The 24378-nt window shown below is 64.1% G+C and carries 20 protein-coding genes; 10 read left to right on the forward strand and 10 right to left on the reverse strand.

Annotated features, from left to right (window positions below):
* Positions 1 to 140 precede the first annotated feature (140 nt).
* The 3 genes from LB572_RS30520 to LB572_RS30530 all read right to left on the reverse strand — a co-directional run bounded on the left by LB572_RS30520 (position 141) and on the right by LB572_RS30530 (position 3528).
* Positions 141 to 1169 (reverse strand): transporter, encoded by a 1029-nt coding sequence (locus LB572_RS30520; protein ID WP_140804733.1) that lies wholly within the window; start codon positions 1167 to 1169, stop codon positions 141 to 143.
* An 84-nt stretch (positions 1170 to 1253) separates the two neighbouring features.
* Complete coding sequence (locus LB572_RS30525; RefSeq protein ID WP_224670380.1) at positions 1254 to 2864, reverse strand: inorganic phosphate transporter; 1611 nt, start codon at positions 2862 to 2864, stop codon at positions 1254 to 1256.
* 130 nt (positions 2865 to 2994) lie between these two features.
* Positions 2995 to 3528, reverse strand: coding sequence for a TetR/AcrR family transcriptional regulator (locus LB572_RS30530; RefSeq protein WP_224670381.1), 534 nt, complete (start codon positions 3526 to 3528; stop codon positions 2995 to 2997).
* A 146-nt stretch (positions 3529 to 3674) separates the two neighbouring features.
* On the opposite strand from LB572_RS30530, the gene LB572_RS30535 reads away from it, so the two are divergent.
* Positions 3675 to 4940, forward strand: coding sequence for an efflux RND transporter periplasmic adaptor subunit (locus LB572_RS30535; RefSeq protein WP_224670382.1), 1266 nt, complete (start codon positions 3675 to 3677; stop codon positions 4938 to 4940).
* The gene (locus LB572_RS30540) at positions 4937 to 8020 is read left to right on the forward strand and encodes an efflux RND transporter permease subunit (protein ID WP_224670383.1); all 3084 of its coding nucleotides are present in this window, start codon (positions 4937 to 4939) and stop codon (positions 8018 to 8020) included. Before LB572_RS30535 ends, LB572_RS30540 begins: the two co-directional genes overlap by 4 nt.
* A gap of 207 nt (positions 8021 to 8227) precedes the next feature.
* Here LB572_RS30540 and LB572_RS30545 read toward each other — a convergent pair whose 3' ends face one another.
* On the reverse strand, positions 8228 to 8683 hold the full coding sequence (locus LB572_RS30545) for a L,D-transpeptidase (RefSeq protein ID WP_224670384.1): 456 nt from the start codon (positions 8681 to 8683) through the stop codon (positions 8228 to 8230).
* Between the two features lie 361 nt (positions 8684 to 9044).
* Between LB572_RS30545 and LB572_RS30550 the strand changes: the two genes are divergently transcribed.
* Together LB572_RS30550 and LB572_RS30555 are read left to right on the forward strand one after the other, a co-directional pair.
* Positions 9045 to 9365 carry a hypothetical protein gene (locus tag LB572_RS30550; protein ID WP_224670385.1) on the forward strand — a complete coding sequence of 107 codons (321 nt, stop codon included), beginning with the start codon at positions 9045 to 9047 and terminating at the stop codon, positions 9363 to 9365.
* A 32-nt stretch (positions 9366 to 9397) separates the two neighbouring features.
* Positions 9398 to 9562 carry a hypothetical protein gene (locus LB572_RS30555; protein WP_181179732.1) on the forward strand — a complete coding sequence of 55 codons (165 nt, stop codon included), beginning with the start codon at positions 9398 to 9400 and terminating at the stop codon, positions 9560 to 9562.
* 71 nt (positions 9563 to 9633) lie between these two features.
* Here the strand turns inward: LB572_RS30555 and LB572_RS30560 are convergent, their stop codons facing one another.
* On the reverse strand, positions 9634 to 10329 hold the full coding sequence (locus LB572_RS30560; RefSeq protein WP_140807550.1) for a response regulator transcription factor: 696 nt from the start codon (positions 10327 to 10329) through the stop codon (positions 9634 to 9636).
* A gap of 93 nt (positions 10330 to 10422) precedes the next feature.
* On the opposite strand from LB572_RS30560, the gene LB572_RS30565 reads away from it, so the two are divergent.
* Positions 10423 to 11151: a response regulator gene (locus tag LB572_RS30565; RefSeq protein ID WP_224670386.1), complete on the forward strand. Its 729-nt coding sequence runs from the start codon at positions 10423 to 10425 to the stop codon at positions 11149 to 11151.
* A 259-nt stretch (positions 11152 to 11410) separates the two neighbouring features.
* On the forward strand, positions 11411 to 13513 hold the full coding sequence (locus LB572_RS30570) for a sensor histidine kinase (RefSeq protein ID WP_224670387.1): 2103 nt from the start codon (positions 11411 to 11413) through the stop codon (positions 13511 to 13513).
* A 316-nt stretch (positions 13514 to 13829) separates the two neighbouring features.
* On the opposite strand, the gene LB572_RS30575 is transcribed toward LB572_RS30570, so the two are convergent.
* The gene (locus LB572_RS30575) at positions 13830 to 14240 is read right to left on the reverse strand and encodes a hypothetical protein (RefSeq protein WP_140807549.1); all 411 of its coding nucleotides are present in this window, start codon (positions 14238 to 14240) and stop codon (positions 13830 to 13832) included.
* Between the two features lie 477 nt (positions 14241 to 14717).
* Here LB572_RS30575 and LB572_RS30580 point away from each other — a divergent pair, with 477 nt between their 5' ends.
* Positions 14718 to 15920 carry an aromatic ring-hydroxylating oxygenase subunit alpha gene (locus LB572_RS30580; RefSeq protein WP_224670388.1) on the forward strand — a complete coding sequence of 401 codons (1203 nt, stop codon included), beginning with the start codon at positions 14718 to 14720 and terminating at the stop codon, positions 15918 to 15920.
* A gap of 84 nt (positions 15921 to 16004) precedes the next feature.
* Here the strand turns inward: LB572_RS30580 and LB572_RS30585 are convergent, their stop codons facing one another.
* Both LB572_RS30585 and LB572_RS30590 read right to left on the reverse strand, forming a co-directional pair.
* Positions 16005 to 17135, reverse strand: coding sequence for an IS481 family transposase (locus tag LB572_RS30585; protein ID WP_224670389.1), 1131 nt, complete (start codon positions 17133 to 17135; stop codon positions 16005 to 16007).
* Between the two features lie 106 nt (positions 17136 to 17241).
* Complete coding sequence (locus tag LB572_RS30590; protein ID WP_224670390.1) at positions 17242 to 18660, reverse strand: aminotransferase; 1419 nt, start codon at positions 18658 to 18660, stop codon at positions 17242 to 17244.
* Positions 18661 to 19054: 394 nt separating this feature from the next.
* Here LB572_RS30590 and LB572_RS30595 point away from each other — a divergent pair, with 394 nt between their 5' ends.
* The 3 genes from LB572_RS30595 to LB572_RS30605 are packed head-to-tail and all read left to right on the forward strand — an operon-like array spanning position 19055 to position 21901.
* Positions 19055 to 19972 (forward strand): ABC transporter permease, encoded by a 918-nt coding sequence (locus tag LB572_RS30595; protein WP_140807546.1) that lies wholly within the window; start codon positions 19055 to 19057, stop codon positions 19970 to 19972.
* A complete protein-coding gene (locus LB572_RS30600; protein ID WP_224670391.1) occupies positions 19969 to 20790 on the forward strand; it encodes an ABC transporter permease in 822 nt (273 codons plus the stop codon). Before LB572_RS30595 ends, LB572_RS30600 begins: the two co-directional genes overlap by 4 nt.
* A gap of 37 nt (positions 20791 to 20827) precedes the next feature.
* Complete coding sequence (locus tag LB572_RS30605) at positions 20828 to 21901, forward strand: ABC transporter ATP-binding protein (RefSeq protein ID WP_140807556.1); 1074 nt, start codon at positions 20828 to 20830, stop codon at positions 21899 to 21901.
* Here the strand turns inward: LB572_RS30605 and LB572_RS30610 are convergent.
* Together LB572_RS30610 and LB572_RS30615 are read right to left on the reverse strand one after the other, a co-directional pair.
* Positions 21865 to 23163: a flavin monoamine oxidase family protein gene (locus LB572_RS30610; RefSeq protein ID WP_412033610.1), complete on the reverse strand. Its 1299-nt coding sequence runs from the start codon at positions 23161 to 23163 to the stop codon at positions 21865 to 21867. The genes LB572_RS30605 and LB572_RS30610 overlap by 37 nt on opposite strands.
* Positions 23160 to 24236, reverse strand: a complete 1077-nt coding sequence (locus LB572_RS30615; protein ID WP_224670392.1) for an extracellular solute-binding protein — start codon at positions 24234 to 24236, stop codon at positions 23160 to 23162. The genes LB572_RS30610 and LB572_RS30615 overlap by 4 nt, the downstream gene beginning before the upstream one ends.
* Positions 24237 to 24378 lie beyond the last annotated feature (142 nt).

The following is a 24378-nucleotide window of genomic DNA, read 5'->3' on the forward strand; positions in this document are numbered from 1 at the left end:
CCGCGACGCGGCTCGGGAGTCCCGAACTCTTCGACAAACCTAGAGCAATTCCAGGAAAAGTGTGAGCGGTTTTCCGCCCGGAATTGCGTAAAAACAAAGAGATAGAGCAGTTCGCCGTTTCCGTGAAACGGTGAAATGCTCTAGAATTTGAGATCGGCGCCGGCCCGCAGCAACAGCCAGTAGAACAGCCCGGTCGCGCCTCCCGCCAAGAGCATCGCCAGCAGGAAGCCGCCATGCGTGTGCGTCAGCGGCAGTCCCTCGGTGTTCATGCCGAAAATGCCGACGATCAGCGTTCCCGGCAAAAGCAGCGCGCTCATCACCGCCAGCGCCTTCAGGCTGCGGTTGGATTCGTCCGCGAGTTCCGCCGCCACCTCTTCCTGCAGCAGCCTTGCCCGGTCATTGACCATGACAACTTCGCGGTCGAGCCTTTTGAGGCGGGCCGACAGTTGCGAAAGGATGTCATGCGCGCCTGCCGACAGCTCCCACCCGGCCCGGTTCTCCTCCAGGAACAGCGCGGCCTGCGCCGAGATCGGCCGGTGCAGCGAGACTCCCAGGCGGCGCACTTGCTTGATCCGCCTTCGTTCGTCGGCGAGGCGTTCAGTGACGAGGTGGTCCTCGACCTCATCCAGCTGCTTCGTCGCCAGCGCCAGCCGTGCGCTCGCGCTTTTGCAGAATGCCTGCACGATCGCACCGAACAGCTCGAACCCTGTCGACGGCCCAAAACCTTCCGAAAGCGCCTTGTTCACCGCTTCCACGGCTGCCAGCGGGTGGCGCCGGCCTGTCACCAGCAACCGGTCCGTCACGGCGAAATGCAGCCTGCCGATAGTGGTTGACCTGCGCCCGATCTCGCCATGCAGATCGGCGGCGATACCGTGCACGACGCCCCTCTCATGCGCCAGCGCCATGCTGTCCTCATGGCCTTCGAGGATGGCATGCGCCGATTGCGGCAGCGCGCAGGTGTGGCTGATCCAGGAATGCGCCCGCTGGTCGATCAGGTCGACATGCAGCCACACCCAACCGTCCGGCTCGCCAAGCGCTGCCTCGATATCCTTCGGAGCGATCGGCTCGGTCGGCATGCCGACGCCGCCGCGATAAGCCCAGATCAGTCCCGGCGCATGATGGCGGCTGTCGTCCCAGGCAAGCAATGCCGGATGTGATGCGTCATTCATCGCCGCCGCCCCTGCTCATGCCGAAAAAGCAGACGGCGCCAGAACAGGCGCCGTCATCGTTGTTACCGGTGCATCGACCGCCGCTCAGAACACCTGGCGGAAGATGATGAACAGCACGAAAGCCAAGGCGATCGAGCAAGGCAGCGTCAGCACCCAGGCCAGCAGCAGGTTGCGCACGGTCGACCACTGCAGGCCGGAGCCGTTGGCCGCCATCGTGCCGGCGACGCCCGAAGACAGCACATGGGTGGTTGACACCGGCAAGCCGAAACGATCGGCCATGCCGATGGTGACCATCGCCACCAGCTCTGCCGCGGCGCCCTGGCCGTAGGTGAGGTGGCTCTTGCCGATCTTCTCGCCGACGGTGACGACGATGCGCTTCCAGCCGACCATGGTGCCGAGCCCCAGCGCCAGCGCCACGGCAACCTTCACCCAGAGCGGGATGAACTTTGTCGCGTTGTCGACCGCCTTGTGGTAGTCGGTCACGGCCTTGAGGTCGTCGGGCTGCATCGGCAGCAGCTGCTTCTTGTCGATCAGCTTCAGCGCCTCGCCGATCAGGTAGATGTCGTTGCGCGCGTTGCTGACCAGGTCGGTCGGCACCTTCTCGACCGTGGGGTAAGGCCCCAGTTCGGCGGTGGTGTTGTGGATGTAGGTCTGCAGCGCGATCGTCGTCTGATCGTTCCACGTCTTGGTGCGCACGGCTTCCTGCACGGCAGCCTTTGCGGCATTGGCGTCCGCGACGGTGACGCCGGGCTTGGCGTATTTGGCCAAAGCCGTCTCCACCCCGACCGAAGCCGTCTTGTAGGCGTCGAGATAGTTGATGTCGGGCGTGCGGTTGAGCGCGTAAGCCGTCGGCACGACGCCGATCAGGATCAGCATGATCAGGCCCATGCCCTTCTGGCCGTCATTGGAGCCGTGCGCGAAGCTGACGCCGGTGCAGGTGAAGATCAGCAGCGCGCGGATCCACCATGGCGGCGGCGTGTTGCCCTTCGGCGCCTCGTAGAGAGCCTTGTTGCGAACCAGGAGCTTCATCGCATAAAGCAGGATGAAGGCGGCGAAGAAACCGACGATCGGCGACACCAGCAAGGTGATGCCGACATTGGTCGCCTGCCCCCATTCGACGCCGCTGGTGGCGCTGCCGGCCGGCGCCATGAACTGGTTGGCGAGGCCGACGCCGATGATCGAGCCGACCATGGTATGCGAGCTCGAAGCCGGCAGGCCGAGGAACCAGGTGCCGAGGTTCCACAGGATGGCGGCGACCAGCAGGGCGAACACCATGGCGAAACCGGAGGACGAGCCGACCTGCAGGATGAGCTCGACCGGCAGCAGCGACAGGATGCCGAACGCCACCGCGCCGCTCGAGGTCAAGACGCCGAGGAAGTTGAAGAGACCCGACCACATGACGGCGAATTCGGCCGGCAGCGACCGCGTGTAGATGACGGTGGCGACCGCGTTGGCGGTGTCGTGGAAACCGTTGACGAACTCGAAGCCCAGCGCAATCAGAAGGGCGATGCCGAGCAGGATCCACGGCACCGTCTTGGCGATGGCCAGATCCTGGCTGAGCGCATAGCCGACATAGATGATGCCGACGAGCACCAGCACGCCGAAAGCCGGCAGGAACCACTTGGCCCCGCCTGATTGTTCTAGGGGATGATCCGGTCTCGGGATCCCCGCCTCACTGGAAACTACGTCTACCATTGTCCCACTCCGTTTGCATTGCAGCAAAGAACCGGGAGGGACGCTATGTCGCCAGGATGAAGCTGGTGTGACGCTCTTAACCGTTTGGTCACTACCAAACCGTTTGGTCACCACCAAACCGTTTGGTGGCTTATCCCGCTATCTTCAGCAGGGAGGACACCAGAAGCTTACGCTCGTCTTCGGACAGCACGTCTGAATCAAACAGATTCATGCTGCGCATCCCCTCGATGGCGAGAAAGCAGACCAGCAGCGAGCCGAGGTCGTCCGTCTCTGCCTTCAGCCGTTCGAACAGCTGGTGCTTGAAGGCCTTTATCGGCGTCAGGAAATCGGGATCTTCGGCGATCGCCGAGAACATCCATGACGCCGAGGGTTTCGGCTGCTCGCAGTCGTCGGCCGACAGCTTGATATAGGCCGAGAGCACGCTTTCGTGGCCGGCCTCGGCGGCGCGTGCTTCCAGCGCCTTCTGGAAATCGCTGAGATAGTTTTCGACCAACCCCTGCATCAGCTTGGCCTTGGTCGGGAAATTATAGAGCAGGCCGCCTTTCGATACTCCGGCGCGGCTGGCGACGGCATCGAGCGACAGGCTTCCCGGGCCTGCCTCGCGCGCCACATCGGCGGCGGCGGCTAGTATCTTCTCGCGTGAGTTCGCCCTGGGTACTCTCATCGCGCTTCCTCCTGCATCAGCCTAGGCGGAATTGACAAGACCGTCCAGCCGGTACAGTAAGGCGCGCCATTTGAAATCGGGGCCTATCGTCGATATGTGTCCCGGCATCGATTGATTTGCCGGTTGCCGGCTCGAGGGGACCATCCGTGAAGCGCTTTTTCATCATCGCCGGATTCTTGCTGCTGCTCGCCCTCGTGTGCGTCGGCATCGTTGGTTTCAACTTCATGCGCGACGCCGGCATCAAGCAGTATTTCGCCACCATGAAGCCGCCGGCCGCGACGGTCTCGACCGTGACCGTCAAGCCGTCGGAATGGACCCCTGGCATCGAGGCGATCGGCACCGTCAATGCCGTGCGCGGCGTCGACCTTACCGTCGAGACCAGCGGCATCGTCAAGGACATCCTGTTCCACGCCAACCAGAAGGTCGCCGCCGACGCGGTGCTTTTGCAGCTCGACGACGCGGTCGAGAAAGCCGATCTGGTGGCGCAGAAGGCGCAGGCCGCCTCGGACCAGGCGGCGCTGACCCGCGCGATCGAATTGCAGCGGCGCGGCGTCGGCACGGACGCGACGCTCGACGCCGCGCGCGCCGCGGCGGACGCCTCGGCCGCGCAGGTCAACAAGATGCAGGCCGTGCTCGACCAGAAGCAATTGTCCGCGCCCTTCGGCGGCACGGTCGGTATCCCGAAGATCGACGTCGGCCAGTATCTGGCCCCGGGCAACTCGGTGGTGACGATCCAGGACCTCGACACGATGCGGGTCGATTTCACGGTTCCCGAACAACAGCTGCCGCTGCTCAAGATCGGCCAGACCGTCAAGCTCGGCACCAGCCTTGCGGACATGTCCTTTGCCGGCTCCATCCGCGGCATCGACCCCAAGATCGACCCGGCAAGCCGGCTGGTCTCGATCCGCGGCGAGGTGGCCAATCCGGAAGGCAAGCTGACGCCTGGCCAGTTCGTCCAGATCCGTGTCGAGCTGCCGCAGGAAAACAACGTCATTTCCGTGCCGCAGACGGCGGTGACGACCAGCCTCTATGGCGATTACGTCTTCGTGGTCGAGCCGGCGAAGTCCGCCGAAGGCGTGGCTCCGGCTCCGGCAAAGCCGGACGAGCAGAAGGCCGACGCCGCCAAGCCCGCCGACGGCGCTGCGAAACCGGCTGACGCGAAGCCGGCCGACAAGGCGGCTGGCGACGCCGCCAAGCCGGCCGAGGCCGCGCAGCAGCCGGCGCTCACCATCTCGCAGGTCTTCGTGAAGCTCGGCCGCCGCAACAACGGCATGGTCGAGATCGCCGAGGGCCTCAAGGACGGCGACCAGGTCGTCACCGCCGGCCAGAACCGGCTCTTCAATGGCATGTCGGTTGCCGTCGACAACACGATCGACCCCAGCAAATCGGCGAACAAGCAGGTTCAGCAATGAGCTTTTCCGACCTCTTCATTCGCCGGCCAGTGCTCTCGACGGTGCTGGCCTGCATGATCCTGCTCCTGGGTTTCCAGGGCATCTTCGGCCTGTCGATCCGACAGTATCCCAAGGTTGACGAGACGGCGATCACCATCACCACGGCCTATCCCGGCGCCAGCGCCGACCTGATCCAGGGCTTCATATCGGCCCCGATCGCGCGCGCCGTCGCCTCGACCGAAAACATCGACTACGTGACCTCGTCCAGCCGTCCGTCCTCGAGCACGGTCACGGTGCAGATGAAGCTCGGCTCCAATCCGGACGTCGCGCTCGCCGAGGTGCTGTCCAAGGTCCAGGGCGTGCGCGGCACCCTGCCGGACGCCTCCAAGGATCCGGTGATCGTCAAGGGCACCGGACAGCAGTTCGCGATGATGTACATCTCGATGCAGAATCCGAACATGACGAAGGAGCAGCTCACCGAATATATCGAGCGCGTCATCCGGCCCCGCATCTCGACCGTGGAAGGCGTCGCCGACGTCCAGATCTTCGGCGCCCAGGAATATTCCATGCGCATCTGGATCGATCCGATCCGGCTCGCCGCGCGAGGCGCCACGGCCGTGGACGTGCTGACCGCGATCAACAACTCGAACTTCCTGTCGGCGCCCGGCAACACCCAGAACGAGTATGTGGTCTCCTCGATCAGCGTGCACTCGACCCTGCAGACGCCGGAGGCCTTCGCCCAGCTGCCGATCCGCTCGACGGATGGCCAGGTGGTGCGCCTGCGCGATGTCGCGCGTGTCGAGCTCGGCGCGGAGAACACCGACACCAGGGTGAGCTTCAACGGCAAGCCGGGAACCTTCCTGGCCATCTTCCCGACGCCGGCGGCCAACCCGCTGACGACGGCGGCGGCGCTGACCAAGCTTGTGCCGCAGGTCCAGGACACACTGCCGAAAGGCATGACGATCGAGATCGTCTACGACGCCACCGGCCAGATCAGCGCCTCGATCGAGGAGGTGTTCAAGACCATCGGCGAGGCCGTCGCCATCGTCGTCGTGGTCATCCTCCTGTTCCTGGGATCGTTCCGCTCGGTGATGATGCCGATCGTCACCATCCCGCTGTCGCTGATCGGCGTCTGCTTCATCCTGTTCGCGGTCGGCTACTCGATCAACCTCCTGTCCTTGCTGGCCATGGTGCTGGCGATCGGCCTTGTCGTCGACGACGCCATCGTGGTGGTGGAGAACATCCACCGCCACATGGAGGAGGATCACATGTCGCCGATGCAGGCGGCATTCAACGGCATGCGCGAGATCGCGACCGCCATCATCGCCATGACCATGACGCTGGCGGCAGTCTTCGCGCCGCTCGCCTTCACCGGCGGCCTGACCGGCGCGCTGTTCCGCGAATTCGCGGTCACCCTGGCGGGCTCCGTCGTGCTGTCGGGCCTTATCGCCATCACCATTACGCCGATGATGTCGGCGCGCTTGCTGAAGGCGGGCCAGCACGGCCGCTTCCAGCGGATCGTCGACGGCACGTTCACCCGCGTCGAGCACGTCTATGAGCGGGCCGTCACCGCTTCGCTCAGGAACAGGCCGGTGACGCTGATCATCGTCATCGCGCTGGTCGCCCTTACCGGCTTCATGTTCACCAAGACCTCGACCGAGCTCGCGCCGGAAGAAGATCAGGGCTTCCTGCTCTCGATCGTGACCGCGCCGCGCTATGCGACGTCGGATTACACCGAGACCTACGTCAACCAGATCCTCGGCCTGGTGAAGGACATCCCCGAGACCAGGGCGCAGTTCTCGGCCGTTGCCTTTGGGGGCGCCACCAACAGCGCCTTTGTCGGCTTCGCCTTCAAGGACTGGGCGGAACGCAAGCGCAATTCGAAGGCGCTTCAGGCCGACATCCAGGGACGCATCTCCAAGGTCGCCGGCGTCGAGGCCTTCGTCTTCGCGCCGCCGACGCTGCCCGGTTCCGGCGGCGGCCTGCCGATTTCCATGGTCGTGCGCTCCACCGGCGACCCCTCGGAAGTCTTCGAGCAGGCGGAAAAGATCAAGAACAAGGCGCAAGCCTCGGGCCGCTTCATCGTCGTGCAGAACTCGATGGCTTACGATGCGCCCCAGGTGACCGTCACCATCGACCGCGAGCGCGCGGCGGCGTTGAACCTGCCGATCGCCGATATCGGCAACACGTTGACGCTGCTTGTCGGCGGCGCCGAGGTGGCGCAGTTCGACCGGGATTCCAACAGCTACGACATCATCCCGCAGGTGCCGCAGGAATTCCGCGACAATCCCGAGAAGCTCGGCGAATATTTCGTCCGCAGCGTCGACGGCAAGATGGTGCCGCTGTCGGCGGTCGTGAAGATCTCGACCAACGCCTCGCCCGCGGCCATCGAGCAGTTCAATCAGTTGAACTCCTCGACGATCTCGGCCTTGCCTTTGCCCGGCGTGACCACCGGCGACGGCCTGAAGGTGCTGGAAGACCTCGCCAAGGAGACCCTGCCCGATACCTTCTTCGTCGACTATTCGGGCCAGTCGCGGCAGGAGAAGGAGCAGGGCAACACCATCCTGATCGCCTTCGCGGCGGCAGTGATCGTGATCTACCTGGTGCTGGCGGCGCAGTTCGAGAGCTTCCGCGACCCGCTGATCATCATGATGGCGGTGCCGCTGTCGATCTTCGGCGCGATCGTGCCTCTCAACATCGGCCTGGGAACGCTCAACATCTACACCCAGGTCGGTCTGATCACGCTGATCGGCCTGATCACCAAGCACGGCATTCTGCTGGTGGAGTTCGCCAACCAGCAGCGTGAAATGCATGGCATGCGGCGCCGCGACGCCATCATCGCTTCGGCCAAGGTGCGCCTGCGGCCGATCCTGATGACCACGGCCGCCATGGCGCTCGGCGTCGTGCCGCTGATCGTCTCCAGCGGCGCGGGCGCGGCCGCGCGCTATTCGATGGGCCTGGTCATCTTCACCGGCATCCTCGTCGGCACCATGTTCACGCTCTTCGTCGTGCCGATGTTCTACACCTTCATCGCCAGCAAGGACCTGCCGCATCTCGCCGAGAAGCCCGATCCGAAGCTGATGCCGGCGCTGCCGAGCTGAAGCAATAGCGAGTAGCGAATAGGGAGTAGCGAATAGTAGAGAATGGCGTTCGCGCCACGGCACGTCTCCTACTCGCTATTCGCTACTCCCTACTCGCTCCGGAACGAAAAAGAGGCCGGAAATTCCGGCCTCTTTTTTTGGCGGCTGTCCCCACGGCTTCGGCGCTATTCCGAAGGCGGCAATCCGCCCGCTACTTTGTCCAGCTCGTTACTTGACGATCACGATGCTGGTGTTGCCGGGACCGAAGGCCTCGACGAGCTGGTAGAAGTCGGCCGCGGCATCGGGATGCAGCCGCACGCAGCCATGCGAGGCAGGGCGGCCGAGACGGTTGATGGCGTAGGTGGCGTGAACGGCGTAGCCGCCGCTGAAGAAGACCGAATGCGGCATCGGCGCGTTGTCGTATTTCTTCGAATACCACATCTCATGCATGCGGGTCGGCTTGAACGAGCCGGTCGGCGTGATGTGCCCCCTGTCGCCGGTCGACACCTTCCAGGTGTAGGTCGGGCGGCCGTCGACCGTGACTTCCATGACCTGCTGCGACAGCGAAACCTTGGCGACGATCTGATTGGCATAGGCGGCTTTGCCGGCGCCGAAGAGCAGCGCAGCACCCGCGAGCGCGACGGCGGTGATGTTGATGAGCTTGGCGGAAATGGCGGTGTGCATGACGATCCCTCTGTTTTTGCCATTGTGTCCGGCTTCAATTTCAATGGGGCTCTTATCGTGCTCGTCCGTTTCAGATCTATTTCGCTTGATGCTCGTTTCTGTTTCGAATTCGTTTCTAAAAATTAACAGGACATCCCCGGTGGCGGATGGCGCCAGACCTTCGACGAGTAACCGATCGAGCGTTGGACAATGGGCTCAGACCGGAAACGAAAGTTCATTTCACACATATATGAAAGAGACGGGGCCGTTTTCGAAACCTATCTGCAACAAAGTGCGGCCACGGCGGCATGATGCGGATACAGGCCGGCGTCAGATTTGACGCAACGGGAACAGACATCTGCAAACGAAAATGGACAGGAAATTGAAACTCCGCTCCTGGTTTCTCAGGATCAGCGTCGCGGCGATCGTGCTCGGCGGCGCCGGCTCGGTGGCCGGCAACCCGGCGACGACGCTGGCGGCGATGAATTCCGGCGAGGTTTCGACGCTGCACATGGCTCTGTTCATCGCCACGGTCTGGATTGTTTCCAACCTGCGTGTCCACCGGCTGAAGGCCCTCTGGCGGGTCGGCCTCCGGCTGATGAGGACACGCGGCCCCTCCGGCTACTTGCTGCCGAGAGGACCGAAGGCCCGCGCCGCCGCGGGGGGCTCCGTCAGCGGCGCGGGCGCTTCGGGAGTTTCCTGAGGCGCCGACGATATCGAGATTGGGGATAAGACATGAACACGAAACTTGCCGCCTCGGTGCTTTCCGCGCTGCTTTACGCGCAGGGCTTGCTCGGTTTCGCGGCGCTGGCGACGGTGCTGCTGAAGGAGCGCGCCCAGGCCGAGATCACCGTCAGCGCGAACGTTCCAACTGGACCCTCGGTCATCGTGGTGCGCTGAGCGCCCGGCGTCGGACCCAAAATGACCAACGCTCGGGGGATCCGATGCTCGACGGGCTTGCTGACCTGAACTCACTCGTTCCGCGAGGCCGGCGGATCGAAGCGATAACCGGCGCCTCGGACGGTCGTGATGGTCTCGGTATCAAGCTTGCGGCGCAACCGCACGATGCGCGAGTCGATCGAACGGTCGAAGGCGTCGGCATTCTCGGCCGGGGCCGCAGCAATGATGTCGTCGCGCGTCAGCACCTTGCGCGGGCTCGCCAGGAACAGCTTGAGCAGCGCCACCTGGCCAGGAGAGAGCTGATCCTCAGTGCCCGAGCGGTGCATGACCATGGCCGACCGCAGGTCGACGGTGGCGTTTTCCAGCACGATCAGTTCCCCGGCGGCCCTGCCGCGTCGCATCAGCAGGCCGCCGATGCGCGCGGCAAGCTCGCGCACGTTGAGCGGGCTTTCGATGACGTCGGCGGCGCCCAGCTCGAGCGCCAGCACCTTGTCGACAAGGTCGCGCGGCCGGCAGATCAGGATGAAATCCGGGCCTCCCTCGCCGCCCTGGCCGCCATAACGCCGGAGCAGTTCGCGGCCCTCGGCCTGGGTGACGTCGTCGCCGACCACCGCGACATCGATGCCGCCCGCCGAAAGCAGCGTCTCCGCCTCCCAGGGCTGGCGCGCCTGCCGCACGTCGTGGCCGCGCCGTTCGAGATGATCGGCGAGATCGCCCGCCACCACCTCGGCGACGGACACAAGCGCAATGACGGACCGTGCGGCCATTTTCTCCACCCCGCCACAGACAACTCGAGATGAGTGCTGGACATCATGTTTATACCCAATCTACTTTCCGCTGAAAGCGGGAGCGAGCGCGTCGTGAAGGCACGCATCATCGTCGTCGAGGACGAACCGGATCTGAGGGAGGCCGTGGCCGAGTATCTCGGCGCCAGCGGCTATGACGTCGTGACGGCCGAGAATGCCGCGGCCGCGCGCGCTCTGTTCGAGGCGCAGTCCTTCCACCTCGCCATCCTCGACATCGCCATGCCCGGCGAGGACGGGCTGTCGCTCGGCCGCTGGCTGCGCTCGAAAACGCCAATCGGCGTCATCTACGCCACCGCCGCCGGCACCGCGCTCGACCGCATCGTCGGACTGGAGCTCGGCGCCGACGACTACATCGTCAAGCCGTACGAGTTGCGCGAGGTGCTTGCGCGGGTGCGCAGCGTGCTGCGCCGCGTGCCGCAGCCGGCCGAGCCGCAGGTGCAGAAGGCCGAAACCGGCAATCGCCGCTTCATGAATTTCGGCGGTTTCCAGGCCGATTTCGACGGCCGCCTGGTCATCGGCGCCAATGGCGCGGTGATCGAGATGGCCAAGAGCGAGTTCGACGTGCTCGAGGTTTTCCTCACCCGCGCCAACCGGCTTCTGACAAGAGCGGCGATTTCGGAAGCCATCGGTTTCGTCGAGGATCCGGAATCGTCTCGCGCGGTCGACATCCGCATCATGCGGTTGCGGAAGAAGATCGAGGCCGACCCCGCCAATCCGAAATTCCTGCGCACGGTGCGCGGCGAAGGCTATATCTTCTCGTTGCCGAGCGGCGACGCCAACTAAAGCATGTATCCCGAAAGTGGGAACCGGTTTCGGGGCAAAGACATGCGCAAAATCAAAAGCCTAAAGCGCAAGGAGCGAATCTGAAAGATCGCGACGCGCTTTAGAGCAGTTCCAGGAAAAGTGTGAGCGGTTGGGCTCGGCGGTTTCGCCGTAGCCTTCCGTCCGGAATTGCGCCAAAACAAAGCTATGGAGCGGTTTGCCGTTTCCCGCGGAGCGGAGGGACGCTCTGAACGACCGACGTCCGGGCCTGGAATAAACCATGACTGCTGATACAGCACGCGCCGACATGCATGGCTCGCGCCCGGGCGGCGCCGCGATGGCGGCTGTCCATGTCGTGCGCCGCCGGCGCGAGGCAGGCGACTGGCGGCGCGAGATGGACGACATACTGGGGACGATGTGCCGCAAGATGGATTGCCAGCGCGGCATCCTCTTCCGGCTGCGTGAACTGCCGGGCGAAGGCTTCGCCCAGTCCGTCGCCGCCTACTGGATCGACCCTGGCTTCGGCGGCGAGCTGGCCTCGCCCACCGTGATCATGCAGTCGATCATCAACTCGGACTCGCTCCTGGAACGGCTGCAGGAAGACGAACGGCAAGGCAAGATCTTCTCCGGCCACACGCGCGACCTCGACGGTTTTCTGCGCGCCGACTTCGAGAAGCAGAGCATCAAATCGTTCCTGTCCGTCTCCGTTTTCGCGCATGGCCACCTTTGGGGCACGCTGGCCGTCAACGATTGCGCCGCCGAGCGTGAGTGGACGGATGAGGAAGAAGCGACGCTGCACATCATCGCCTTGGCCATCGGCGACGCCATCGAGCGCTCGCCATCCGAGGCGCATGCCAGCGAAGTGATCCGCCGCACCATGCTGCAGGCCTCGCTCGACGCCATCATCGTCATCGACGAGACGGGTTCGATCATCGAGTTCAATCCGGCCGCCGAGAAGATGTTCGGCTTCCAGCGCAGCGCCATCCTCGGCAAGGACCTGCTCGATACCATCGTTCCGGTATACTACCGCAAGGGCTATGCCTCGGGCGCCGAATACATGGCCGGCCGCGGCGCGCCGATGGTCGGCCAGCGGCTGGAGACCGTCACTCAGAACGCCGCGGGCGAGATTTTCCCGATCGAGCTGACGGCGACCGAGATGCGTGTTGCCGACCGCCGCCTGATCTTCGGTTCGATCCGTGACCTGCGCGAGAAGCTGCAGGCCGAGGAGGAGATCAACCGGCAGCGCGAGAAGCTGCACCAGAACGAGAAGATGGCGGCGATGGGCTCGCTGCTTGCCGGCGTCTCGCACGAGCTCAACAACCCGCTGGCGGTGGTGGTGGCGCAGTCGACGCTGCTGCACGAATTCGCCGGCGACCCGCAGACCAAGGTGCGTGCCGAGAAGGTGCGCGCCGCCGCCGAGCGATGCGGCCGCATCGTCAAGAGCTTCCTGTCGATGGTGCGGCTGCACCCGACCGAGCAAGCCGAGACGGATCTCAACCAGGTGATGCGCTCTGCGCTCGAGGTGACCGCCTATGGCGCTCGCTCCAGTGGCATCATCATCGACACCGACTTCGCCAGCGGGCCGCTGCTTGCCATGGCCGACGCCGACCACATCACGCAGGTGGTGGCCAACTTCCTCATCAACAGCCAGCATGCGCTGGCCGGCGTCACCGGCGAGCGGCACATCAAGGCGCGGACGTTCCGCAACGAGGACGGCAATCCGGGCTTCTCCGTCGAGGACAACGGCCCGGGCATTCCCGAGGCGATCCGCGCGCGCATCTTCGAATCCTATTTCACCACCAAGCCGGTCGGCGTCGGCACCGGCATCGGCCTGTCGATCTCGAAATCGATCGTCGAGCGCCATCACGGCAGCATCCGGTTCGAGGAAGTGCAGCCGAGCGGCGCGCGCTTCGTCGTGCAATTGCCGGCGATCGCGGGCAGCAGCGCCGCGCCCGGCGAAGGCCCGGCGCGTCCGAGCGGGCTGCGCCATGCGCTGGTGATCGACGATGAGCCAGACGTTGCCGCCTCGTTGTCCGACATACTCGAACTGATGGGCGTGAAGTCACGCGTCGTGGCGAGCTGGACATCGGCCGCCGACGTCCTGAACGGCTACATGCCGCCCGACATCGTCTTTTCCGACCTACGCATGCCGGGCATAAGCGGCATTGCGATCTACCGCGAGTTGCTTTCCAAGCAGCCTCCGCTCGCCAAGCGCTTCGTGCTGGTGACCGGCGACATGATCGGCGCCAAGGCCGAGATCGAAGCGCTGCCGCCGCAACAGCGCCCGCATATCCTGGAAAAACCTTTCTCGACGCTCGACGTCCGCGGCATCCTATCGACCGTCGCCGACGAAGCCGCAGCCGACAACGGCGCCCACATCTGAGCCCGAGATCGCGACAAGAGGCATCGCCGATTTGAAGCTCGCGCCCATAGGCTCGGCCGAGAATCAGGTCAGGCTGAGCTGGAGAAAGGCGCCTGCGCGGGGTCTATTCAGATTCAGGTCAGGCCGAGTCGAAAATGGCGGGTTCCGAGCACCGGAGCGGAGCGTACTTGAAGTACGCGAGCACCGGAGCGCAGGAAGCCGCCATTTGCAGACCGGCCTCACCTGAATATGGATAGACCCAAAAAAAAGAGGCTCCCGACCGACTTTAGCGGCGGGAGCCTGACTGGAGCGCAGGAGGGTGCGCTCAGGGGAGGTCTTAAAAAACGTTCGGCGTGTTGGCGAGCGGCGCCGCGTTGGCGATCATGCGTATCGCACGCTCCCGGTGCTGGCCGGACTGCTCGGCGATGGCGCGCAGGCAGTCGACGCTCTCGGCGCCCCAGTTCTGGCCCTTGCAGGCAAAGTCGATCGAGGGTTCCGGCAGGCGGGCGGTCTTGAGCGTGGTCTGCGCGCCCTCGACGACATTGGCCGGCGGATTGACAGAAGCGAAAGCCGGGCCTGAAGCAGGTGCCGCCAGCATGCCGACAAAGGCGCAGGCGCCGATCAGCATGAACATCGCCATCGGATGGTCGCTGGCGCGCTGGCGCAGCGCCAGCTTCGGCCGGCGATCATTGCGTTCCGGCCCATCAAGGCGGCGATTGGCGTCGGCGGCGCGAGCTTTCGCAAACATCGTTGTTCCCTTCGTTATCTTTCTTTTTTGCTATGAAACGAACATAATCGCACCAGGTAACGGCCGGATGATCGGCGGTGGTTGCCTGTGTAACAGGATTGAAACAGACGCTGGACGCGGCAGCATCCCAATCCGCGGCAACCATTCGGCCGGCCATTGAAGCGGTCGGCGCAGATGTGCGCCTGTCGCGCCCGGCCGACTGTAAGCAGCCTCACACAGCAGTACCTGAACAGAACCAGCCACCGCCGTCTGCCGCACGCTCGACATCAATCGAGACATGCTCTCTTCGAGGCAGTCTTCAGCGCTCGGAATCGCTGTTCCGCTTCCTCGATTAAGACCCGGATTTTCCGGGATTTTTCCGGCTCAGGCGAAGTCGGGCTCGCCGCCACGGAACTTCCATATTTCCGCAAGCCGTTGCATTTCAATGAAAAATATGCGTATATTGAATGAGTATTCAACAAAAAGAAGAGCATGCCCATGAACCCGCACCTCCGTGACGTGGCGATCCCCAACGATTGGGACCGGCGGGGTTTGCCGGGGTGGAGCTACCATTCCAACGCCCTTCTCGAGCTCGAGAAGGAACACGTCTTCCGCAATCACTGGCAGATCGCCGGCCATGTCTCCGACGTGCCTAACACCGGCGACTATCTGACCATGGATGTCATCGGCGAACGCGCGCTGATCGTGCGCGGCAAGGACGGCGTCGTGCGCGCCTTCAACAACATGTGCCGCCACCGCGGCAGCCGCGTCGTCGCCGACAGCCAGGGCACCTGCAAGAACGCGCTGGTCTGCCCATTCCACGGCTGGGTCTACAATCTCGACGGCACGCTGCGCGGCGCCGCCCGTCCGCTCTCCTTCCCCGAGCTCGACAAGACCGAGTTCGGCCTGATGCCGCTCGACCTCGAAATCTGGATGGGCTTCATCTTCATCCGCTTCCGCAAGGGCGGTCCGCAGCCTTCGGTGGCCGAGCTCTTGAAGCCGATCGAAGCCGAGATGGCGCATTACAATATCGCCGACATGGTGCCGTCCTGGGGGATCTGGACACAGAAATCGCCGGTCAACTGGAAGTCGGTGCGCGACGTCGACAACGAAGGCTATCACGTCGCCATGGCCCATCCGGCGCTGCAGGACCTCTATGGCGCGACCTATTTCGATGAGCCCTTCATCAACGGCGTGTCGCGCTCCTTCGCGACCTACAATCCGCATGCTGGACGGCGCTGGAGCGTCAACCAGTATATCAAGCTCTCGCCCGAGCCGACCCACCTGCCCGAGCACTTGCGCGAGGCCTGGATCTATTACGGCATCTTCCCCAACAACGCGCTGTCGATCATGCCGGAATCCGTCCAGTTCTATCAGGAGTTCCCGCTGTCGACCGGCGAGACGCTGCTGCGCGGCGCGATCTACCGTTACAAGGACGAGACCAGGGAGCAGGCGGCGGCGCGCTACCTCGCCTATCGCATCGACCGCGACACGATGAACGAGGACGTGCAGCTTTCCGTGTGGTCGAACGAATCCATGCTGTCGGAAGCTTTCGAGGGCTTCTATCTCTCCGACCTCGAATACGGCGTGCGCACCCACCACGACCATCTGCGCAAGCAGGTGCCGGTGCTGAACCTCGAGACCGCGCCCGAGGAAAAGGACATGTGGGGATTGAACGACGCGCTGCGGTCGAGGGGTTAGAACCTTTTTCCTTCTCCCTGTTCAATGTTTGGACTGGGGACATCGCGAACAGGTGTGCGAGGACATCGCGAACAGTTTTGCATGCTATCGAGCGAGTGCATTGAGGTCGATGGTTTCTATTTTCTGATGTCTGAACCAGGCGTCGAAGACGCCGTCTAAGTTGGTAGGCCTGAAGGCGACGGACTTTCCCGCGAAGGCTCTGCACAAGCGCATTGAGCGGCCAAGGATTGAGACGAAGCCGTGCTGCTGAACGCGGCGGATGAGATCGTCCTTGGCATATTCGAATGGCTCGACAGTTTCGCGATACTGGCGCGGCGAGGCCTGGTAGCGATCGAGCGGCACGCCGCCGCCCAGCGCGTCGTGGGGACGCTGGGCGTTGTAGACGTGACGCCACTGGTCGAATGCATCCTGGGCCTCGGCGAGATTGGCGAAGGGCGGCCCCTGCAGCGCCTCGGCCTTGAGCGAACGATGGAAGCGCTCGTCCTTGCCGAGCGTTTGCGGATGGCAAGGCCTGGAGTGGCTGACGGCGATGCCAGTCTCGATCAGCCAGACGGTGAGTAGCGTGAAGTCGTTGCGGCCGCCATCGCCCCAAGGCGGACCATTGTCGGTGGCGATGCGCCACGGCAGGCCGTAGCGACGGAAGGCTGTGATCAGCCGGGCTTTTACGGTCTCGGTGGTCTGGTCGGCGCAGGCCGACAGCGCGATCGAGAAGCGCGAATGGTCGTCGAGCACGGTAAGCGGATGCAGCCGGCCGACGCGCAAGGCAACGTGGCCCTTGAAGTCCATCTGCCACAGGTGGTTGGGGGCGGCATGCTCGAAGCGAATGAAAGGCTGGGCTGCGCCGCCCAAAGCCCCCAACTCGATACCGTTGCGGCGCAGGATGCCGGTGATCGTCGAGGCCGCCGGCGCGCCGATGCCTTCGCGGGCAAGCACGCGCGCGATCTTGCGCCCGCCCCAGGCCGGATGCGCCACGCGCACCGAAACGGCTGCTGCTTCCATCTCCGGCGCACTGCGTGCCGGGCTCGACAGCGGTCGCCGAGACTGCTCCGCCAGGCCGGCCGCGCCTTCCAGCCGATAGCGCGAAAGCAACTTGTAACCACAGGTCCGGCCAATGCCGAAGCGCCGGCACAACGCGCTCACATTGGCGCCAGGCGCCAGCGCCAATCTCACGAACTCTTCTTTCTGGCTCATCACGCTTCTGGCCTCGAATGGCATCCCGAACCCCCTCGCGCAAAACGCGCAAAACTGTTCGCGATGTCCTCGCACACCTGTTCGCGATGTCCCCAGTCCAAACATTCAACGGGGAGAAGGAAAGAGGCGCTCACCCCCGCCACACCCCTTCCTTCCTCAAATCATCCATAGTGCGCGAAATCCCTTCGCGCAGGATCGCCACCATATCGTCGACCTGCTCGCGGCTGATGATCAGCGGCGGCGACATCACGCACATGTTGATCAACGGCCGCACCAGAAGGCCGAGCTCGTGGCAATGCGCGTCGATGCGTTTTCCGACATCCTTGTCGAGCTGCAGCGGATCCTTGCTTTCGCGGTCGGCGACGCACTCGACGCAAGCCATCAGGCCGAGGCCGCGCACCTCGCCGACCAGCGGCAGCTCTTCCAGCGTCTTCAGCTGCGCCTGGAAATAGGGCGCGATCTCGCGCGTGTGGGCAAGCACACCCTCTTCCAGCAGGTCGAGATTCTTCAGCGCCACCGCGCAGCCGATCGGATGGCTGGTGTAGGTCAGCCCATGGCCGAACAGCGCATCCGGGTGGTTGGAGCGGCGCAGCTCTTCCAGCAGCCGCTCGGAGATGATCACGCCGCCGAGCGGGAAATAGCCTGACGTCACGCCCTTGGCGAAAGTGATCATGTCCGGATCGATGCCGAACACGTCGCCGGAGGCAATGACATGGCCGAGCCGCCCGAAGCCGGTCACCACCTCGTCCGAGACATAGAGGATATCGTTCTCGCGGCAGATCTCGCGGATGCGCTTCAGATACCCATCCGGCGGCACGATGACGCCGCCGGAAGCCTGCACCGGTTCGCCGACAAAGGCGCCGATGCGCTCCGCGCCGACGCGCGCGACGGTGTCGCGGAACTGGTCGACCAGGAAATCGGTGAAGGCGGCGACATCCGTGCCTTTCGGGCGCCGGAAGGGATCGGGCGAGGACAGCTTCACCACCAGCTCGTCGGCGCCGTCCATCCAGTCGCGGTCGCGCGGCCGGCCGTTGAGCGAGGCCGACAGATAGGTCGAGCCGTGATAGGCGCCGCCGCGGCTGAGGATCAGCTTCTTCTCCGGCCGGCCGCGCACATTGTTGTAGAACTGCATGAAGCGCAGCGCCGTCTCCACCGCCGACGAGCCGCCGGTGGTGAAGAAGGTATGGCTGAGGTCGCCAGGGGCCACATCGGCGATGCGCTTGGCAAGCTCGGCCGAGGGGGCGTTCATCGTATACCAAGGCGTGTTGTAGGACAGCGCCATCGCCTGGTCGTACATGACCTTGGCCAGCTCCTCGCGGCGATGGCCGACATTGATGCACCACATGCCGGCCGGGCCGTCGATCAGGCGCTTGCCGGAGCCGTCGGTGATGTAGATGCCGTCGCCTTCGCCGATCAGCGCACGGGCCTCGTTGCCGACCGAGCCGGCATAGGGCCAGGGCTGCACGAGATGGCGCTTGGCGAGCTCGACCGCGTCGTCGTCGCCGGGCTCGATGAGTTCGTTTGCCTTGATCTTGCTTTGAGCCGCCATTTTCGCCTCGCATCGCCAGGGTTATCGAATTTTCGCCGGGCATCAAATGACGTTGAAAACCATGGAAATTCGGCTTTTCATCACTTCATTTTGAATATCCGTTCAATCAATATCGCAGAAATAGCGCTTGATTTCAATCGGCGGATGCGCTCATGATGAAAGAAAGTCGGCAAGCCAGGGAGCGATCGCGCTCCGAGCATAAATCGGGAACAGGCGGCCGGCGCCAAGGCATGATCCCGAAAAGTGGGAACCGGTTTTCGGATAAGATCATGCTTCAACGAGGAGTTAGGCCAGGATAACGATCCAACGGAACGTTATCATGGTCTAGCGAATGGGAAGGCCGCATGGCGGGACAGTCCGAGCCAGCTACTGAAATCACGCCCGGAGCGCTGCAATGACGGCGGCGGCGGAAGGGTCGCCCCCGCTGCGCGTGGCGGGATCGAGACGAAGTCCCCTTCTGCAATCGGAAGCCGCCCAGGGCTTTGCCCTGATCAGTCCCACCTTCGTTTACGCCCTCATTCTCCTCGTCCTGCCGATCCTGGTCGTCATCGCGCATTCCTTCTGGACGCAGAACTATCTCACCATCGACCACACATTCACGCTGGAGAACTACCGGATCGCGCTGACCGAGCCGATCTACCGCGACCTGCTCTGGCGCTCGCTCTACATCTCGCTGACGGTCAGCCTGCTGACGGTGGCGCTTGCCTACCCGATCGCCTATTTCATTTCCTTCCATGGCGGCCGGCACAAGAGCCTGTGGCTGTTCCTCATCACCATCCCGTTCTGGACCAGCTACCTGCTGCGCGTGATGTCGTGGAAGGTGATCCTCGGCTATAATGGCGTGCTCAATTCCGGCCTGATGGGCCTCGGCATCATTCAAGAGCCGTCGGACGCGCTGCTCTACAATTCCACCGCCGTCATCATCACGTTGACCCATGCCTGGGCGACCTTCGCCATCCTGCCGATCTTCGTTTCGCTGGAGAAGGTCGACCGCACCCTGGTGGAAGCGGCGACCGATCTCGGCGACGGGCCGCTGCGCTCCTTCCTGCGCGTCACCCTGCCCTTGTCGGCGCCCGGCGTCATCTCGGCCGCGCTGATCGTCATGATCCCGACCGTCGGCGACTATGTCACGCCGAAACTCGTCGGCGGCAAGGACGGCGTCATGATCGCCAACGCCATCCAGGCGCAATTCGGCAAGGCGTCGAACTGGCCGCTGGGGGCCGCGCTCTCCGTCACCACCATGATCATCGTCTCGCTGATGGCCGGCGCCACCGTGCTGGTCTTCCGCGCCCTGCAGAGGCTGGCACGATGACGGCGATAAGACGTTTCCTGCCCGGCTGGCTCTCGAGCTACGCCGTCCTCTATCTGCTGTTCCTTTATCTGCCGGTGATCTTCCTGCCGATCTTCTCGATCAACACGGCGGCGACGCCGAAATTCCCGCTCTCAGGCGTCACGCTGCATTGGTACGAGGACCTGCCCCGCACGCCGGCGCTGATCGACGCCACCTGGAACAGCCTGATCGTCGGCGTCTCCGCCGCGATCCTGTCGACGGTGCTGGGCATCCTCGCCGCCCGCTCGATCACCCGCTACCGTTACCCGGGCCGCCGCGCCATCAACGGGCTGATCATGGCGCCGCTGGTGCTGCCGGAGGTGATCGTCGCCATTTCGATGCTTTTGGTCATGCTGCAGCTGGGCCTGAGCCTGTCGCTGTTCACCGTCGTGCTCGGCCATGTGCTCGTCTGCATCCCCTATTCGATGACCGTGCTGACCTCCGGCTTCGAAGGTTTCGACCGCAGCCTGGAGGAGGCTTCCGCCGATCTCGGCGAGAGCGCCTTCGGCACCTTCCGGCGCGTGACGCTGCCGATGGTCGCGCCGGCGATCATCTCCAGCCTGCTCGTCTGCTTCACCATCTCGCTCGATGAATTCATCATCGCCTTCTTCCTCACCGGCACCGAGGCGACGCTGCCGATCTACATCTGGGGCCAGCTGCGTTTCGCGGCCAAGCTTCCCGGCGTGCTGGCGCTCGGCACCTTGCTGCTTTTTGCGTCCTTCCTGCTGATGACCGTCGCCGAAATCCTGCGCCGCCGCGCGGCGAGACGCACCCAGAACGAGGGAGGCCTCTATGCTTGAGCGGGTCCAATCCGAGCGCACGCAACCCGATCGCACCATGATCGAGATCCGCGACGTCACGCGCAGCTACGGCGCCTTCAAGGCGCTGGACAATGCCTCGCTCTCGATCAGGGAGGGCGAGTTCTTCTCCCTGCTCGGGCCTTCCGGCTGCGGCAAGACCACACTCTTGCGCATGATCGCCGGCTTCGACACGCCGACCAGCGGCTCAATAGCCGTCGACGGCCAGCCGATGGACGGCATCCCCGCCAACCGCCGGCCGACCAACATGGTCTTCCAGAGCTACGCGATCTTCCCGCATCTCAATGTCGAGCAGAATGTCGCCTACGGGTTGAGGCGGCTGAGGCTCGACGCCGGTGAGGAGAAGCGTCGCGTCGAGGAAGCGCTGGCGCAAGTATCCCTGACCGGCCTCGGCAAACGCCGCGCCACCGAGCTTTCCGGGGGCCAGCGCCAGCGCGTGGCCTTAGCCCGCGCGCTGGTCATGCGACCCAAGGTGCTGCTGCTCGACGAGCCGCTTTCGGCGCTGGACAAGAAGCTGCGCGAGCAGATGCAGGTCGAGCTGCGCCGCCTGCAGCAGGCTGTCGGCATCACCTTCGTGCTGGTTACCCACGACCAGTACGAGGCTTTGGCAATGTCGGACCGCATCGCCGTGATGTTCGGCGGCCGCATCGCGCAGGTCGCTTCGCCGAAGGAGATCTACCAGCGCCCCGTCAACCGCCAGGTCGCCGACTTCCTCGGTGGCATGAACTTCGTCAAGGCCGAGATCGTCGAGGAGAACGGCGCCTCGCTGGTGCTCGACACGCTGGGTTTCGGCCGCGTCAAGACGGACAAGCCGAAGGCCTTCGTGCGCAATGGTGGCAATGCGACACTTGGCATCCGCCCGGAGCGCCTGCGCGTGTTATGGGACAATGCGACGGCGAAATTCGAAGTCGCCGGCAAGGTCGTCGAGCGCCACTATTTCGGCGAGATCACGCATCTGATCGTCGAGATACCGGGGCTCGAAAAGCCGCTCTCGGTGACCGAGACCAACGATTTCGGTGCCGACGACATCCCGGTCGGCACCTCGATCCGTCTCGGCTACGACCCGGAGGCGCTGGTGGCGATGGCCGACTGAATCTTGCCGGCCGCGATGCGGCCAGCGACGATCGCGCCTTCGACATAACCGGGGAAAGACGGCGACACTTCCGAAGCAGCGAAATAGACGGGCGGCGCGCCGGCGAAGATGACGCGCTCGGCATCGCGCGCCGTCACATCGACGATGAGGTCGCTATAGGCGCCGCCGCTCCAGCGGTCGTGCGTCCAGTCGCGCGCGCTGAAATCGACGACGTCGGCGGCCCGCGGCCCGAGCGCCTCGACAAGCCGCGCCGTGACTTCCGCGCGCAACGCCGCCGCGCCGAGCGGGTGCCAGCGCAGCGCCAGCGGCCCGCCGACAAACACGACAAGCGCGGCATGATCGGCGTCCGTGCTGGCGTCGCAGGCGAACAGCCCCGGCTGGTCGCGCCACAAGACCATGCCGCACAGGTCCCGCTCGCGCCAGAACGGGCTGGCATAGCGCACCAGGATCTTGATCACCGCGCCGCTTTCCCAGACGCCGAGCGCGCTTGCGAGCGCCGGCGGCAGGGCAGGGGCGAAGTCGAGCTTCGCGGCCGTCGCCGGCGGCAAGGCGACCAGCGCCGCGCCCGCCTCGATCACGCCGCCGGTCGAGACGACGCGGACGCCCTGCCGCCCGCGCTCGATCCGTGTCGCGGCTTCGCCGAGCCGCAGCCGATCGCCAAGATCTCGCGCCAGATCGTCGACCAGCGACTGCATGGTCTCGCGCAGGAAATATTGCAGCTCGAACACCTCGTTGGTGATGCGGCGATCATTATCGATCAGGTACCACAGCGGCACCTTGTCCAGCGCCAGGCACCACAGGCCCTCGATCATAGACCGGAAGGCCGCCTTGGCGTCGGCCGTGTCCCTCTGCCGGTCGAGCCATGCCGCGACGGTCAGCCCGGCGATCGACGGATCGTCCGGCTCGATGCGGTTCATGCGCTCGCGGATCGCCATCGCGACCTGGTAGGTCCGCTCGGCTTCCTCGACCGACATCGAAGGATGGGTGATGAACTCGCCCTCGACATAGGTTTCGACGAAGGTCTTGCCGCGCGCCTTGGCCAGCGCCATCAGCTCGGGCATGTCCTGGCACAGGAACTGGCCGCCGCTGTCGATCAGCTCGCCAAGCCCGTTTGGCCTGGCTTCCACGCGCCCGCCGACGCGGTCGCGTGCCTCGAGGACAAGGAAGTCGACGCCGGCGCGCTGAAGGTCGAGCGCGGCGGACAGGCCGGTGAAGCCGGCGCCGACGATGACGACGTCGGTCTTTTCGATGACATTGCTCAATAGCCGGCCTTGATCTTCTCGAACTCGGCGACCATGCGCTGCTTGAGGTCCGGCGCCACCGGCTGCTGGAACAGCGTCTTGTCGAGGAACTTGTCGAGATTGTCGAAGCCGCGTTCGGTGAGCAGCTTCTGGTCCATCGCCGCCATGCCCGCGCTGTTGCCGTGACCGTAGCCGAAGGTCTTCACCATATACTCCGAAACATCCGGCGCGTTGACGGCGTTGAGGAAATCATAGGCCTGATCGAGCTTGCCCGGCGCGTCCTTCATCAGCACATAGCCGCACACCCAGGTCGAGATGCCTTCCTTGGTGTCGCGGTTCATGGCGATCGGCATGCCCTGCCCTTTCAACGTCACATAGGTCTCGTTCCAGCCCCAGACCAGGTCGACCTCGTTGCCCGTGAAAGCCTGGTTGAGATCGGTGTCGTCGGTCCAGTAGAAGCGGATGTTCTTGTGCACGTCGCGCAGGAAGGCGGAGGCTTGGCTGAATTGCTCGTCCGTCATCTTGGTCCAGTCCTTCAGGCCTATGACTAGGCTCGCCAGCGCATAGGCGTCGTCGACATTGTCGCCGATGGTGACGCGGCCCTTGAATTTCGGATCGGCGAAGATCTTCAGCGACTGTGCCTCGTCCGCCGTCACCTTGTCGGTGCGGTAGAGCAATGAGGTGTTGCCCCAGTCGAAAGGCATGAACCAGGCCTTGCCATCGGCGGTGGTGGCGAGATCCTTCATCGCCATAATGCCGGGATTGAGGTCCTTCCAGCCGGCGATCTTCGAGGTGTCGAGCGGCTGCAAGAGGCCGGCTTCGCGCCACTTCACCACGCTTTGCGAGCAGGGATGCGCGACATCGGCCTTGAAGCCGGCGCGCATCTTCTCGAAGGCCTCGTCCTCGTCGCCGAAGAAGGAGAAGGTCGGCTCGGCGCCATATTTGGCGGCATAGGCGGGGTGCAGCAGCGGATCCTCGTAGCCGGACCAGTCGAAGACGACGAGGTCGCCGCCACCTTCGGCAAGCGCATGGGCGGAGCCCGCGCCAACAGTGACGACGGCGGCAAGGACAAGGCGGCGAAGCATGGTTTTCATGGCGCGAGAAACTCCCCCATCGCGAACATATCGAGGGAGGTTAGCGCATGACCTCGAAAACCGGAACTCGGTTTTCGGAAGGGAAGCATGCGCCAGGTAGGAAATCCTCCAGCGCCCCTGGGGCGCTGGAGGAGAATTCCCG

The organism is Mesorhizobium sp. BH1-1-5 (genome assembly GCF_020165615.1).
GTDB lineage: Bacteria > Pseudomonadota > Alphaproteobacteria > Rhizobiales > Rhizobiaceae > Mesorhizobium.